At 72.4% G+C, this 14,113-nt stretch carries 17 protein-coding genes; 4 read left to right on the top strand and 13 right to left on the bottom strand.

Annotated features, from left to right (window positions below; genetic code table 11):
- Positions 1-124 precede the first annotated feature (124 nt).
- A complete protein-coding gene (locus ACZ462_RS22650) occupies positions 125-1,189 on the top strand; it encodes a DUF8094 domain-containing protein (RefSeq protein ID WP_467808683.1) in 1,065 nt (354 codons plus the stop codon).
- Positions 1,190-1,538: 349 nt separating this feature from the next.
- On the opposite strand, the gene ACZ462_RS22645 is transcribed toward ACZ462_RS22650, so the two are convergent.
- From ACZ462_RS22645 to ACZ462_RS22590, 12 genes are all read right to left on the bottom strand, one after another.
- Entirely contained in the window at positions 1,539-1,709 is a 171-nt protein-coding gene (locus ACZ462_RS22645; RefSeq protein WP_467808682.1) for a hypothetical protein, read from the bottom strand.
- A gap of 23 nt (positions 1,710-1,732) precedes the next feature.
- Positions 1,733-2,167, bottom strand: a complete 435-nt coding sequence (locus tag ACZ462_RS22640) for a hypothetical protein (protein WP_467808681.1) — start codon at positions 2,165-2,167, stop codon at positions 1,733-1,735.
- Entirely contained in the window at positions 2,167-3,624 is a 1,458-nt protein-coding gene (locus ACZ462_RS22635; protein ID WP_467808680.1) for a phytoene desaturase family protein, read from the bottom strand. The genes ACZ462_RS22640 and ACZ462_RS22635 overlap by 1 nt, the downstream gene beginning before the upstream one ends.
- A complete protein-coding gene (locus ACZ462_RS22630; RefSeq protein ID WP_467808679.1) occupies positions 3,621-5,339 on the bottom strand; it encodes an ABC transporter ATP-binding protein in 1,719 nt (572 codons plus the stop codon). Before ACZ462_RS22630 ends, ACZ462_RS22635 begins: the two co-directional genes overlap by 4 nt.
- Before the next feature lie 54 nt (positions 5,340-5,393).
- Positions 5,394-6,113, bottom strand: a complete 720-nt coding sequence (locus ACZ462_RS22625) for a class I SAM-dependent DNA methyltransferase (protein WP_467808678.1) — start codon at positions 6,111-6,113, stop codon at positions 5,394-5,396.
- Entirely contained in the window at positions 6,110-6,655 is a 546-nt protein-coding gene (locus ACZ462_RS22620) for a hypothetical protein (RefSeq protein ID WP_114059196.1), read from the bottom strand. The genes ACZ462_RS22625 and ACZ462_RS22620 overlap by 4 nt, the downstream gene beginning before the upstream one ends.
- A complete protein-coding gene (locus ACZ462_RS22615) occupies positions 6,652-7,668 on the bottom strand; it encodes an alpha/beta fold hydrolase (RefSeq protein WP_467808677.1) in 1,017 nt (338 codons plus the stop codon). Before ACZ462_RS22615 ends, ACZ462_RS22620 begins: the two co-directional genes overlap by 4 nt.
- The gene (locus ACZ462_RS22610) at positions 7,665-8,501 is read right to left on the bottom strand and encodes a hypothetical protein (protein ID WP_467808676.1); all 837 of its coding nucleotides are present in this window, start codon (positions 8,499-8,501) and stop codon (positions 7,665-7,667) included. The genes ACZ462_RS22615 and ACZ462_RS22610 overlap by 4 nt, the downstream gene beginning before the upstream one ends.
- A 154-nt stretch (positions 8,502-8,655) precedes the next feature.
- Positions 8,656-8,835, bottom strand: a complete 180-nt coding sequence (locus tag ACZ462_RS22605) for a hypothetical protein (protein ID WP_467808675.1) — start codon at positions 8,833-8,835, stop codon at positions 8,656-8,658.
- A gap of 156 nt (positions 8,836-8,991) precedes the next feature.
- Positions 8,992-9,192 carry a hypothetical protein gene (locus ACZ462_RS22600; RefSeq protein ID WP_467808674.1) on the bottom strand — a complete coding sequence of 67 codons (201 nt, stop codon included), beginning with the start codon at positions 9,190-9,192 and terminating at the stop codon, positions 8,992-8,994.
- Positions 9,193-9,515: 323 nt separating this feature from the next.
- Positions 9,516-9,698 carry a hypothetical protein gene (locus tag ACZ462_RS22595; RefSeq protein WP_114059201.1) on the bottom strand — a complete coding sequence of 61 codons (183 nt, stop codon included), beginning with the start codon at positions 9,696-9,698 and terminating at the stop codon, positions 9,516-9,518.
- A 196-nt stretch (positions 9,699-9,894) separates the two neighbouring features.
- Positions 9,895-10,371 carry an RNA polymerase sigma factor gene (locus ACZ462_RS22590; RefSeq protein WP_467808673.1) on the bottom strand — a complete coding sequence of 159 codons (477 nt, stop codon included), beginning with the start codon at positions 10,369-10,371 and terminating at the stop codon, positions 9,895-9,897.
- A gap of 230 nt (positions 10,372-10,601) precedes the next feature.
- On the opposite strand from ACZ462_RS22590, the gene ACZ462_RS22585 reads away from it, so the two are divergent.
- From ACZ462_RS22585 to ACZ462_RS22575, 3 genes are all read left to right on the top strand, one after another.
- Positions 10,602-11,594 (top strand): ABC transporter ATP-binding protein, encoded by a 993-nt coding sequence (locus ACZ462_RS22585; protein ID WP_467808672.1) that lies wholly within the window; start codon positions 10,602-10,604, stop codon positions 11,592-11,594.
- On the top strand, positions 11,591-12,355 hold the full coding sequence (locus tag ACZ462_RS22580; RefSeq protein WP_467808671.1) for an ABC transporter permease: 765 nt from the start codon (positions 11,591-11,593) through the stop codon (positions 12,353-12,355). The genes ACZ462_RS22585 and ACZ462_RS22580 overlap by 4 nt, the downstream gene beginning before the upstream one ends.
- 95 nt (positions 12,356-12,450) lie before the next feature.
- Positions 12,451-13,293 carry a hypothetical protein gene (locus ACZ462_RS22575; protein WP_467808670.1) on the top strand — a complete coding sequence of 281 codons (843 nt, stop codon included), beginning with the start codon at positions 12,451-12,453 and terminating at the stop codon, positions 13,291-13,293.
- 234 nt (positions 13,294-13,527) lie between these two features.
- Here ACZ462_RS22575 and ACZ462_RS22570 read toward each other — a convergent pair whose 3' ends face one another.
- A complete protein-coding gene (locus ACZ462_RS22570) occupies positions 13,528-14,112 on the bottom strand; it encodes a TetR/AcrR family transcriptional regulator (protein ID WP_467808669.1) in 585 nt (194 codons plus the stop codon).
- Position 14,113: the final 1 nt, after the last annotated feature.

Genomic DNA, 14,113 nt, shown 5'->3' with positions numbered 1-14,113 from the left:
GGACCCGATGACGCCACCCCCGGGCCATCGGTTCCGACAGGGGGACTACAGTCATGCCGGGCCCGGAGGGCCGGATGGGGGACGAGCAGTGGGCTTACGGGGTGGTCGGCGGTGGGCGCGGGGCATGCTCCTCGGAGCGCTGGCCGTGTGCGCGGTCACGGCAGGGGGGTGCACGTCGGCGAAGGAGGGCACGACCGCCGCACAGCCGGCGGCCAGTCCGGTGCCCATGGTGATCAGCGGTGAAGACGCTGCAAAGGTCTTCAACCGCTACGAGTCGGAGCGCAGAGCCTCCCTGGACCGGGGTGACGTTCCCGGGATGACGGCAGTGGAGACCGGGGAACTGCTGAAGGCGAGCCTCGCGGCGATCGACGTGGCGAAGCGCCGGGGCACCAAGGTGTTGAACTTCTCCTTCGGCCGGCCGGAGTTCTTCACGCCCGCCGAGCACGATCAGCAGGGACACCCCCGCTGGTTCGTCGCAGTCACCCGGGACCAGTCGGACCCTTCGAACGAGGTGCGGGTGGCGGCCGTGCACTACTTCGTGCAGGAGGCGGCGGGCGGCGAGTGGAAGGCGGCGGCTCGGACGTGGGTGAACGAGCGGCCTCCGGTTCCGGGCAGAGCCGAGGGGAACGGCCACGAGCTCTTCGACTTCGCGGTGCGGGAAAGGGAGATCGCCGCGATCAGCCGGAACGCCTCGGGCGCGGTGGTCCTGTCGCCGAACGCTGCTGCGGAGCGGTCGGTGTGCGGCAGGTACGCCGAGTACATGAGTTTCACTGCGCCGGACGGGGAACCCGCCAGTGCGGACTTCGCGCCCGGCAAGCTGATCGGTGATGTGGTCGGCGCCTACAACACGATGCACGCGAATCTGGAGCTCGTCAGGAAGCAGTACCGCTTCGAGGGGGCGGGCGCAGAGCTGCCGGTCCTGCGGCTGGCCGACGGAAGATCCCTCGTCACCTGCTCGTTCACCAGGACCGACCACTGGACGGGGCGGGACGCGACCTTCACGTACGGCACCCGTGGCCTCGGTGATGTCGGAGCCTTGATCGGCGGTGGCAACACCTGGTGGCGGGAGACCACCGTGCGCCGCAGCGTGACCGTGTCGTTCGAGGTGCCGGCTTCCGGGCCGGCCGACGCGGTGGGCGGCAACGCGCTCGAAGGGGTGCCGCTGTCCGCGGAGGGAACCCCGCGGTAGCGGCGGGGCCGGGCGGCAGGTTCTGAGCTGCGCACCCCCCGCACTCCGCGGGAGCAGAGTGCGGGGGGTGCGCGGGCCGTCAGCGGAGTTTGCCGACTGCTGTGGTGGCGGTCTTCTTGTAGGCCGGTACGGGAGCGTCCGCGAAGCCGCCCGTCCGGGACCAGTGGACGACGGTGGCCGTCCTTACGAGTACGACAGGCTGGGACGCCGGTGGGGGCCCTCCGGCTGAGGACGGCCGCCGGTGCCGGCCGGGGTGGGTTGCCGCTTTCGCGCCGCACGGGGACGCCCCACGCCCGCCGGCAGGGCCGGGGCCGCGGGGCGGTCCCGGCCCTGCCGGTTGGGGGGTGCGTCAGGTGGTCGGGTGGCTGTCGGTGAGCTGGCGGCGGAGCTCCAGCAGGGTGCTCAGGGCCTGGCTGTACATCAGGAGGCTCTTCTCGCTGTGCGAGTTGATGGCCGTCTTGATCTCGCCGTAGGTGTGGGTGATGAGCTGGTCCAGGTCCTGCTTGTCGATGCCGTTCACGGGTTCTTCCTTTCGGTCGGGTGTTACGGGCGGGTGACGGGCCAGGAGGTGAGGCTCTGCCAGGGGCCGCAGTCCCGGGCGTTCTCCGAACCCTTGCAGACCGCGATGTAGCCGGTCGTGGTGGGCATGGAGGACTGGGTCACCCGGACGTCGGCGGTGCTGTTGCCGCAGACGGTGGCCTGCTTGCGCGGCGGCGTCGGAACGAAGTCGAACTGGAAGCGCGCCCACACCGAGTAGCAGCCCTCGCCGGTGTTGGCCAGGCGCCCCTCGGCGACCAGCTGGGGCAGCCCCGTGGTGGACCGTTCCACCCAGCGGCCGCCCGATGCGGTCGCCGTCTCGTGGGAGGCCGACCAGGCGACGCCGCGGGCCGGCTTGTCCTCGGCGGCGGCGGGGGCGGCGAGGGGCAGGACGCAGCACGCCGCGGCGGTGACGGCTGTGGCCCAGGACCGGATACGCATCAGAGCAGTGCCTTTTCTTTCGGGCCCAGGAAGGGCGGGGTGGTGACGCCGTGGTGGCGGCGGAGCGCGGACAGGGCGGCGAGGTGGCCGCACATGCCGTGCACGGAGGGGCCCGGCGGGGTGGACGCCGAGCAGAGGTACACCCCGGGGAGCGGGGTGGTGTAGGGGTCGAGGCGGGGGGTCGGGCGGGCGAGGGACTGGCGCAGGGTCATCGCGCCCGCGGCGATGTCGCCGCCGACGTAGTTCGGGTTGTAGGTCTCGTATGCGGCGGCCGACATGCCGCGGGAGGCGATGACGGTGTCGCCGAAGCCGGGTGCGTACGCCTCGATGCGGGTGCGGATCAGGTCGACGGGGTCGCGGGTGTCGCCGTGGGGGACGTGCGCGTACGCCCATACGGGCCGCCGGCCGCGGGCGGCGCGGCCCGGGTCGGTGACGGCGGGGTCGACGACGAGGACGAACGGGTCGGGGATGCACCGGCCGGCCGCGGTCGCGTTCTCCTGCCGGACGATGTCGGCATGCGTGCCGCCCAGGTGCACGGTGCCGGCCCGGCCCACGAGGGGATTCGTCCAGGGGATGGGGCCGTCGACCAGGAAGTCCGCCTTGGCCGCGCCGGGCCCGTAGCGGAACCGGGTGAGGGCGCGCCGGTAGCGGGCGGGGAGGCGGGAGCCGGCGAGGGCGAGGAACTCCTTGGGGCTCACGTCGAGCAGGACCAGCGGGACGTCGCCGAGATCCGACAGGTCGCGGACGTGCCATCCGGTGTGGAAGGCGCCGCCGTGCGCGGTGATGTCGGCCGCCAGCGCGTCGGCGATACGGGCGCTGCCGCCCTCGGGCAGAGGCCAGCCGCTGCTGTGCGCGGTGTGGCCGAGGAGCATCGCGACCGCCGCCGATGCCAGGGAGGGCAGCCGGCCCACGGCGTGGGCGGCGACGCCGGTCAGGAGGGCCCTGGCCTCCTCCGTGCGGAAGGTGCCGGGGTTCGCGGCGTGGGCGAGGACGCGTGTGGCGAACCGCAGTGCGGTGGCGGGGTCGCGGGGCAGGGTGCGCTGGTCGGAGAGGACCAGGTCGACGACCGACCGGGAGTGGGTGACGAGGGGAGCCATGAGGCGGGTCCAGCGGGGTGCGTCCGCGCCGAGGTGGGCGGCGGTGCGGGTGAGGCTGCGCCAGGCGGCGGCCGCGCCTCCGTCCGGCAGGGGGTGGGCGTACGGGATGTCGGGCTGGAGCAGGCGGACGCCGCGGGCCTGGAGGTCGAACCGGCGGAAGAAGGCGGAGGCGGCGGCCATCGGGTGCACGGCGGAGCAGATGTCGTGCACGACGTCGCTGTCGAACAGCGGCACGCTGCGCAGGCCGCCGCCGATGGTGTCGGCCTTCTCGAACAGGGCCACCTTCAGGCCCGCCCGGGCGAGGGTCACGGCGGCGGCCAGGCCGTTCGGGCCCGTGCCGACGATCGCTGCGTCGGTCATGCGGCGGCTCCCACGGGGGCGAGCTGGCCTTCGGCGAGGCGCCGGTAGGTGGAGTCCCGCTCCATCAGCTCGGCGTGGGTGCCGCTGGCCCGCAGGCGTCCGTCCTCGATGACGAGGATGCGGTCGGCGCCGATGGTGGTGGACAGGCGGTGCGCGATGGCGAGGACCTGGCAGCGGGTGCTGATCTCGGTGATGGCGTCGCGCAGCGCCCGCTCGGAGTCGGAGTCGAGGTGGGAGGTGGCCTCGTCCAGCAGGAGGACGTCGGGTCGGGTGAGGAGGGCGCGGGCGATGGCCAGGCGCTGGCGCTGGCCGCCGGAGAGGCCGCTGCCGCCCTCGCCGAGCCGGGTGTCGAGGCCGTCGGGCAGGGCGTCGATGACGTCCGTCAGGTGGGCCGCGGCCACTGCCCGGGCGATGTCGTCCTCGCCGGCGTCCGGGCAGGCGTACGTGAGGTTCTCGCGGACCGTGCCGCGGAGCAGGGGGGCGTCCTGCTCGACGAGGCCGATGCGGGAGCGCAGGAGGTCCAGGGGCATGGCCGCGGTGGGGGTGCCCGAGAGTCGGATGGTGCCCCGGTCGGGGGTGTGGAAGCGTTCGATGAGCTGGAAGAGGGTGGTCTTGCCGGCGCCGGAGGGCCCGACGATCGCGGTGACGCCGGTGGCGGGCAGGGAGAAGGAGACGCCGTCCGTCGCCGGGGCGGCGCTTCCCTCGTAGGTGAAGGTGACGTCCTCGAACTCGACGGCCGGGCGGCCGGGGGCGGTGGTGCGGGGCGCTGCCGTGCCGTCCTGCTCCTGTTCGATGGCGGCCAGCTCCTGGACGCGGTCGATGGCGGCCCGGCCCTGCTGGAACTCCCCGAGCGACATGAAGAACGTCACGAGGGGGGCGACCAGGTAGAAGAGGTACATGATGAACGCGGTGAGGTCCTGGGGCGGGAGGCTGCCGGTGGCGGTGCGCGCCATGCCCCAGGTGATGACGACGGCGAGGGAGACCTGCGTGCCGACGTTCATTGCGGGCATCAGCAGCGCCGACAGGCGGGTGACGCGGATGCCGCTGGTCCGGGCGGCTTCTGCGAGGCTGCCCAGGTGCTCGGCTTCGCGCTGCTCGGCCCGCGACGCCTTGACCGTGGTCAGGGCGCCGAGGACGCGCAGGAGCCCGGAGCCGTAGGCGCTGGTGTCCTCGCGGTTGGTGACGGCGGCCTTGCGGACGGCGCGGGCGACGGTGAGGGCGATCGCGCTGGCGGCGCCGAGGCAGCCGACCGTGACCAGGAGCATCTTCCAGTCGATCCACGCCATGACGGCGATGCAGCCGAGGGTGGTGAATCCGGAGGTGACGATCTGGGCGGCGGAGGAGGAGAGCGCGACGCGGGCGAGCGAGGTGTCGGCGACGGTGCGGGTGAACACGTCGCCGTGTTCCAGGCGGTCGAACGCCGGGATGCGGGAGTGGAGCAGCCGGCCGGTGAGCGTGGTCCGCATGTCGAGGACGATGTTCTCGCCGGCGCGGCCGATGAGGTAGAAGTGCGCGGCGGCCAGGGCGGCGTCGGCGAGGAAGAGGGCCGCGATGCTGACGATGGGCCGGGTCGTGGGCGCGTCCGTGGCGACGGCTTCGATGAGCCGGCCGATGAGCAGCGGCTGCAGCAGGGTGGCCGCGGTGCCCGCCAGGCCGAGGACGACGCCGGCGGCCAGCAGCAGCCGGTGCCCTCGGACGATCTTGGATATGTTCACTCGTCAGCCCTCATTCAGGATGGATCGCGTTGCCTTGTCGCCGGCCCGGGTCGGTCACCCGTCGGCGCGGGCGGTGTACCAGTCGTAGGGCTCGTGTTCGCCGGCCGGGACGACGTCCTCGACGGTGAAGCCGGCGCGTGCCAGGCAGGCCTCGACGTCGTCCCGTTCGATGAGGAGGACCTGCTCGCCGAAGGTCACCGGTGCCTTGGCGTCCTCGTCGATGCGGGTGTCCATGGTGAGGATGTCCGCGTCGTCGAGGGTGACGGTGAAGGTGGTGGTGCCGGGGCGGTCCGGGGTCGGCACGGTCAGGGTGTGCAGGGCGACGAGGGGGCGGTAGGTGGCGGTGGAGTAGTACTCCAGGCAGAGGGCGGCGCCCGGTTCCAGGGCCTGGCGTACGTGGGCCAGGGCGCGGGTCAGCTCGTCGCGGGAGGACACGCATGCCAGGGATCCCATGGTGGAGTACGCGGCGGTGAAGGTGCCGGTGACCGGGAGCGGGTGGCGGAAGTCGGCCCGGACCAGTTCGACGTTGCCGGGGAGGCCCTTGGCGCGGAACTGCTCCAGCATCGGCTCCGAGTTGTCGACGCCCACGACGCGGGCGGCGATCGACGCGACGGGGGCGGCGATGCGGCCGGTGCCGACGCCGATCTCGAGGACGCGGCCGCCGGCGACGTGGGGCCGGAGCCGGTCGACGGCCGCCGCGGTGGGCATGGCGGGGGCGATCAGCGTGTCGTACACGGATGCGACGGCGGTGCCGTACTGCACGTCCGGGGTCACCGGTTCACCTCTTCGTAGTCGAAGACCATGTCGTACTTGGGGTCCTCGCTGTGGTCGTAGCCGGAGTAGCGGACGAGCATCACCTGGAAGAGGGGGTATCCCGGTTCGGGGGTGAGGCGCTGCCGCACGAACTCGTTGATGAGGTGGTAGGCCCCCTCCTTGGCCTCCTGGTGCAGCGGTGTCATCGCGCCGGGGTTGTGGAGGAGGGTGGACGCCACGTCGAAGATGGCCTTCTCGATGCGGCGGCCGGGGAACCAGAACGCGTGGACCAGCTTGCGGGGGGCGATGGAGTACACCTCGCGCCACTCGGTGTGCTCCGACTTGTCGGCGGTGGCCAGCCGGTACAGGAAGTGCTGGTCGTCGACGGCCGGGTTGGGGGCGAAGAAGCGCCAGTTCGGGATGAGGATGCCCGTCCCGGTCTTGTCGGCCTTGCGGAGCTTGTCGTAGCTGCGGTCGGGGTGCTGGCTGAGGACGGAGGCGACGAACCATCCGGCGAGGATGGCCGGCACCGCCTGCTGCATCACGGTCTTCGCCTTGCTCATGCCGCTTCCCTCCGGTCCGGGTCGTCCTCGCCGCGGCGGGCGGCGGCGTCGGCGACGGCCTGCTCGATCGCCTTGGCGGTGTGGGGGGTGTGTTCCATTCCGCCGGTGACGGAGACGTGCGTGGATCCGGGGACGGTGATGATGCCGCCGCCGTCGCCGGATGCGACGTACTCCTCGTAGAGGTCGTGGTGTTCGGGGATGTCCCGGACCGTCGACTCGGCGGCGATGACCCAGACCGGCACGCCCAGGCTGTCGAGGGGGCGGCCGCCGTCGAGCATGAAGGCGTACGAGTAGTTCCACTCCCGCAGGGCGGCGCGCCAGGTGGAGGGGGCGGAGCCCTCCAGGCGCAGGGCCCGGTAGTGGGGGCTGCCGACGGCGAAGGCGAACATGCCCTTCTTGTCCATGAGCAGTCCGGCGCCGAGTGTCGCGGACCAGGGGCCCAGCTTCATCGTCAGGTTGGCGGCGCGGGCGCCCTCGCGCTGCTTGCGGGAGTGGATGAGCTCGCGCGGGTGGTTGGGGTCGACCAGGACGACGCCGTCCACGCGGCCGGGGGCCTCGGCGGCCGCCCGGTGGGCGATGTACCCGCCGAGCGAGTGGCCGGCCAGGACGCAGGGGCCGCCGGTGTCGACGCCGTCGGCGATGACCTGGAGGAGGTCGCCGACGGACTCGTTCAGCGAGTAGTCCTCGGGGCAGCGGCGCAGCGAGCTGCCGTAGCCGGCCCGGTCGTAGACGATCACGGAGATCGACGGGTCGAGGAAGTCGGCGAGGAGCAGCCAGGAGGTGGCGGTGTTCATTAGCCCGGCCTCGCACACGAGGGTGGGGCCGCCCGGCGTTCCGCGGCGTACGTGGTACGTGATGATGTTGCCGGTGTCGCACCGGACGCGGCGGCGTTCGAAGCCGGCGTGGCGGCGGGTGCGGGTCACGAGTTCGGCGTAGCCCTGGTGGGCCATGCCGGCGGCGAGGCATGCAGCGAGGCCGGCGCCGGTGAGGCGGGGGAAGGTCAGGGGCTTCACGCCGCCTCCTTGGTGCCCTTGGCGAGTGCGCGGACGGACGGGTAGGTGGAGACGAACGCCCAGGCGAAGCGGGAGAGCCCCATGAAGCGGGCGTTGGCCAGGTGGAAGGCGCCCATGGCGGCCAGCCCGGCGTCCACGTACTTGCCCTTCTTCAGCAGCAGGAGGGGGAACCCGCACTCCAGGGCCAGCACGGCGTGGCAGATGGCGCGGGACGCGGCGGGGTACTGCTCCAGCTTGTTGAAGAACCACTCGTCGCCGTAGGTCTGCGTGCGCATGATCTTGGCGAGGGCGTCGCCGGAGCGCCAGGCGTCGCCGGGGAGCTTGGCCCAGCCGGAGGCGCCGTACGACAGGACGGTCTGCGCGCCGATGAACTGGACGGCGGCGTTGCGGGTGGCGTCGGTGCCGCCCGCGCGGCCGAGGGCGGCGGCAGTCTGCACGAGGAAGGACACCTGGTCCGAGCCGTCGGTGCCGAACAGGTGGCGCGGGTAGACGACGAGCTGGCTGCCGACCAGGTAGGCGTTGGCGGCCATGCGTACGGAGTTGTTCCGCACCGGCGAGATCAGGACGGCCGCGGCCAGGACCCGCGAGGCGTGGATGGCCTGGGTGACCGGCTCGCGGGCGACGAAGTCCTTGACCGCCTGGGTGGCCTTCGTGCGGCCGGGAACCTGGGACCTGGTGTGGTTCCAGTCGTTCAGGCCGCCCGGCTGCCGGTCGGTCCTGCGGACGAGGTATTCGAGACTGGACAGCAGGTGCGTGGCGGCGGACAGCCGTTCCGCTGTGGCGAGCGGGTGCGCACACGCCGCTTCAGCGACTCGGCGGAGACGTGACAGCATGATCTGTTCCTGATCGCAGCATGGGTGGGTGGAGGGCCTGGCGGGCCGGACATCCGGGAGCCCGAGGGCCGGACGGCCGGTGGGGTGCAGGGCCGGTGGAGTGCAGGGGCGGAGAGCGGGGGAACCGCTGAAGGCTCCCCGCCCCTGATCCCGCTTACTTCTGGGCGGCCTTGACCGCCGCGCCGACGCCGGCGGCGGCGACGATGATGGCGGTGGCCTTGGCCCCGCCGACGAAGCCGACGGTGAACGCGGCCGGGGTCGCCATCACGGGCGCGACCGGGCTCTCGGCGGCACGGGCGGCACCGGCGTTGACCTTCTCGGTCAGCACGGACATGACTGTTCCTCCATGTGTCTGGTAATACGGGGAAGAGTGCGTCCGGTGTCGGCAGACATGTGGACTGTCTGCCGGCACCGGTCACACGGGGGCCGGATGCGGGCCGCGGTCCGTGTCAGGACCGGGCGCCGCCGGAACCGGCCGGGACCACCCGGATCAGCCGGTGGCGGTCTTGTAGGCCACCGCGGCGGCACCGGTGACGACGGCACCGCCGACGACGTAGCCGGCCGTCTTGGCGATGACCGGGGTGGCGATGATGGCCGGGGTGGCCATGACGGGGGCCGCGGCACCCGCGGGGGAGCCGGCGTGCAGCTCGCCGCTGACGGCGGAGTTCATGTTGACCTTCTGGATCAGCACGGTGCTTTTCCTTTACTGGCTTGTTTTGTGGATTGCGGATCGTCCCGCCGGCCGCCCGAAGCGGGCAGCGGGAAGCCTTTTGTCGACCTCGGCCCGCGGGGAATTCCCCCTGCGGGCGGGTGCGGGGTGTTCGCGGCGGCGCCCCTCCGGGAAAGGGTTCACCCCGTCCGTCGCGGGAATACGGCGCGTGCGTGCGCGGAATGGGCGAACGGACTCGGGAAAGGCGCCGTGCGTGTGATCGCGGCCGCGCGGCCCTTGTCGGGTGCGGCGGCGGTGGGAAGTCGAGCAGGTGGTGTCGGCCGGGCGGTGGGCCCGGCGGCGGGTTACTTCACCTTCGCGGTGGCGTAACCGACGGCCGCGGCGGTGACGAGGACCGCCGCCTTGCCGGCACACGGGGTGAAGACCAGCGACGGCGTGGCCATGACGGGCGAGACAGCACCCTCCAGCGTCCGCTGCGAGAGCGAACCGGTGAGCGAGGCGTTCTGGTTCACCTTGTGCAAGAGCATGAGAGCACTCCGGGATTCTTGTTCAGACTTGGGACTCCCTCCGTGCGCGGGTGGCTCGTGCGCAGCGAAGGGGCCTTCTCTCGCGAGTGCGGGGGACCTCCGGCCCTTCGAGCCTGCCCCCGCGGCCCTTCCATCTGATCAACCGCTGTGAGTCGCCGCTTGTATGACTACTCGCGGAAGTTTTTTCCGGCGGTGTTCAGGAGGCCCGGCGGACACCCTGGCAGAGGGCTCTCTTCCGCATGGCGCGGAGCCCGTGCTGCCTGGCGCGGGAGACGGTGCCCCGGTGGACGCCGAGCACGGCCGCGGCATCGTCGATCGTGTAGTCCTGCACGTCGACGAGGAAGATGGCGGCCGCCTGCTTGCGCGGTACCTCGGCCAGCAGTCGCTCGACCTCCCACCGTGCTTCGCGCAGGGCCAGGGCGTCCCCGGCCTGCGGCCGGTCGGGTACCTCGTCGACGGGCATGTCCTGGGACTGGCGTCTCTTCAGGTCGTAGGCCGCCGTGGTGACCGCTCGCATCGCGTACGCGGTCGGGTTGGGATGTGCGAGCCAGGCGTCCGAAGCCTTCAGCAGCTTCAGGCAGGCGGTCTGGACGGCGTCGTCGGCGTCTTCGCCGAGCAGTCGTGACGCCTGCCGCCGCAACAGCGGTATCAGGTCACGCAGCAACGCGTCCAAGTCCGGGCGACTCAGGGCAATGGCATAGTCGGGCACAGCAGTTCTCCCCCATCGGCCGCCGCCCACAGTGAAGGCAACAGCGGCTTTTGTCTGCGGCGTTTGAGCGGTGGTCAGACGCTCTGCGGCAAGATCACTTTAGACACACATGGTTCAATCTTGGGTCTGTGCAGGTAAGAGCCTGAGGAAGATTTGAGGATCGCCACCGGCGCGCCCACTTTGAGGAAGGCCCCATGGCAGCATTGGAATCCAGCCATATCCATGCTCATGATGTTTGGCGTCGTTACGGACGCGGCAAGAGCGGCTTCATGGCCGTGCGCGGCGTCAGTTTCACCGTCAGACCCGGCTCGCTGTTCGCCCTGCTGGGAACCAACGGCGCCGGCAAGACCTCCACCGTCGAAATGCTGGAGGGCCTCGCCGCCCCGCACCGCGGCCGCATACGCCTGTTCGGGGATCTCGACCCGGTCGCCGACCGGGCGCGCATCCGGCCCCGGACGGGCGCGATGCTCCAGGAGGGCGGCTTCACCGCGCACCTGACGGCGCGGGAGAGCATCGAGATGTGGGCCGGCCTGACCACGCGGCCGCGGCCGGTCGCGCAGGCCCTCGACCTGGCCGGGCTGTCCCACCGGGCGGACGTGCTCGTCAAGAACCTGTCGGGCGGGGAGAAGCGGCGGCTGGACCTGGCCATCGCCACGCTCGGCAGCCCGGAGGTGCTGTTCCTCGACGAGCCGACCGCCGGCATGGACGCCGAGGGCAGGCACGCGACCTGGCGGCTGGTCAAGGAACTGCGGGAGCAGGGGTCGACGATCCTGCTGACCACGCACTACCTGGAGGAGGCGGAGTCGCTGGCCGACGAGCTGGCGATCATGCACCGGGGGCGCATCGCGGCGTCCGGAACGGTCTCGGAGATCGTTTCCGGCCATCCCGCGACGCTGTCGTTCGGCCTGTCGGGGCAGTGGAGCGCGCAGGACCTGCCCGTCGGCGGGACGGTGGAGGAGCGGGGCGGGCGCATCACCGTCACGACCGGGCAGCTGCAGAAGGACGCCGCCCGGATCCTGGCCTGGGCCGAGGACCACGACGTGGAACTGGACCGGTTCACGGCACGGCCGGCCTCGCTGGAGGAGGCGTTCATCTCCATCGCCCGCGTGACCGGCGACGGAGACGACGGCGACGGCGACGCAGCAGCAGACGCAGAAGACGCAGCAGAACCGCAGGAGAAGGCATGAACCGCCCTGCCATCCGGCACATGAAGACCCTGTTCCGCATCGAGTGGACGCTGTTCAACAGGGTCAAGGCGAACTACGTGTTCGTCGTGTTCGTCCCCCTGATGATCCTGTTCTCGATGCGGTACGTGCAGGAGCAGATGGACCTTGCCGGCCACGGCCTCAACCCCGGACCGCTCATGGTGTCCACGGCCGCCGGCGTGCTGCTGATCTTCTCGCTGTACTCGTCGGTGACCGGCCTGTACGTGGCGCGCCGGGAGGAGCTCGTACTGAAGCGGCTCCGCACGGGCGAGGCCTCGGACGCGGTGATCCTCGCCGGCGGCGCCTCCATGTACGTCGCCGTCGCCGTGGTGCAGATCGCGGTGGTGGCCGTCGCGCTGTCCGTCATGTTCGGCGCGTTCCCGCGGCAGCCGCTGGCCGCGGCCGCGGGGCTGGTCACCGGGATCCTGCTGATGATGGCGATGGCCGCCGCCACGGCCGCGCTGTGCCGGACCGCCGAGTCCGTCATGGTCGCGACACTGCCCGCCATCTTCGTACTGCCGATGGTCTCCGGGATCTACATCCCGCGCGAGGTGCTGCCGGAGCAGGTGGGCGACGCGCTGCTGTGGGCGCCGCTGTCCCCGACGGTCGACCTGTTCCGGTCGGGCTGGACCGGCGAGCTGGGCCTCGGCGAGTCGGCGGTCCGGGTCGCGATCGCGGCCGCGTGGACGGGGCTGTTCGCGTGGGTCGCGGCCCGCAGGTTCCGGTGGGAGCCGCGTACGTGAACGGGGCGGCCTGCTGAGGCCTTCCCGGCGGAGGGGCGCCGCCCGCGCAGGCTTATGCGGGCGGCGCCCCTTTGTGCAGGATCTAGAGTCGGCTCATGAGCACGTCGGATGACCAGCGCGCCGCCCTCGACCTCCTCGACGCCCGGCTGGAGGAACTGTGGCGGGCGGCCCTGGAACTCGAACGCGGGAACCGGGTCGTCGTACCCGGGGTGCCGCCGGAGTCGGCGGCGGCCGCGGGGGACGGTGCGGGCGCGGAGCTGCTGCGGTGGGCGTACGCGGAGCTGGCCGCCGTTCCGCGGTCGCCGGCCCGTGCGTTCGCCCTGGGGGTCGGCACCACGCTGACGGAGTTGCGGCGGCGCCGCAGCCCCTGGAACGCGGCGGCCCTGCACCTGCTGGACGACCCGTACGTCTTCCTCGCCACCGGCCCGCGCCGGCACGGGGACTGGGCCGAGGACGTGCTCGCCCTGATGCACCGTGAGGTCCCGGATCCCCGCGGCTGGCTGCGGATCGACGGCGACCGTGCGAACGGCGCCCGCGCCGCCGTGCCGGCGTACCCCTTCGCGCCCCCGCCCGCCGCCGGGTTCCGGGACCGCCTGCACAAGCTGGAGCGCGGGGCGGCCGTAACGGCGCTCGCGGTCATGGCGGAGGAGTGGCGCGACTACCGGCCGGTACGCGACCGGCCGGAGCGCGACGCCCTGCTTGCCGACGCTTGTGTCCTGCTGGACCGCTACGGCCCGGACGCCCGGTTCTGGACGAACGCCCTGGAGGCGGCCTCGGATCCCGGCCGCGACTTCGTCCGCGCCGGCCTCGAGGGCACGAGGGCGCACCGGTTCACCACCGGCGAGTACCTCAACGGCATCGACCTGTTCGAGGAGCTGGGGTTGATCGCGGTGTCGGACGACGAGGTCGGGGTCTTCTGGTCCTTCGGGGCGTACTGACGCTGCGGCCCGTTCTCGATCGGCCGGCCGCCGTCGGCGGGAGCGGTCAGGCCCGGACGGCCGCCCGGGATGCGTCGCAGGGCGCCCTGCTCCGAGACGGCGCTGATACGGACACCGGGGCCGCCGGTGCCGCTGTGAACGCCCACACCCGCACCGCCTCGGCGCACGGGGTGCGGCCTCCACCGCGGCGGGGCGCGGTGGTTCCGGGGCGGCGGCCGTCGGGGAGCGGGGTGGTCAGGTGGTGCCCAGGAGGGTGTGGATCACAGGGTTCACGCGGGTCTGCGGGGGTGGGGCGGTGGGGTGGCCGGTCATCAGGAGGTGGTGCAGGGTGCCCACCAGGGCCAGGGCTGCGGCGGCGGTGTCCAGGGCGGCGGGGATGCGGCCCAGGGTGCGTTCGGCGTTCAGGTAGGCCTCCACCGACGCCTGGATCGCGTTGAAGCCGGGGGCGCCTGCCGCCCATGCCTCGCGGACCCGGAGGGCCGCCGCCGGGCGGGTCACCGCCAGGCCGACGACTCCGGGATCGAGGGCCAGTACCGCCGAGGCCACGTCGGCCAGGTTGCCGGCGGGTGTGCCGCCGCCCGCCTTCGCGGGCAGGGCGGCGGCCAGTTCGGCGGTGCGGGCGAAACGGTCCAGCACCAGCTCGGCCACGAACTCGTCCAGCCCGGCGAAGTGCGTGTGCAGCACGCCTTTCGCGCAGCCGGCCTCGGCGGTGACCGCCCGGCTGGTCAGGGCGGCGGCTCCGTCGCGGGCCAGGACCCGTTCGGCCGCTTCGAAGAGCCGGGCGCGCAGATCGGGGATGGCGACCCCGCGTGGTGACATC

The sequence above is a fragment of the Streptomyces sp. NPDC031121 genome, assembly GCF_055570615.1.
Note: the sequence above shows the minus strand (reverse complement) of the source record. Positions and strands in the feature narration are given on the sequence as shown.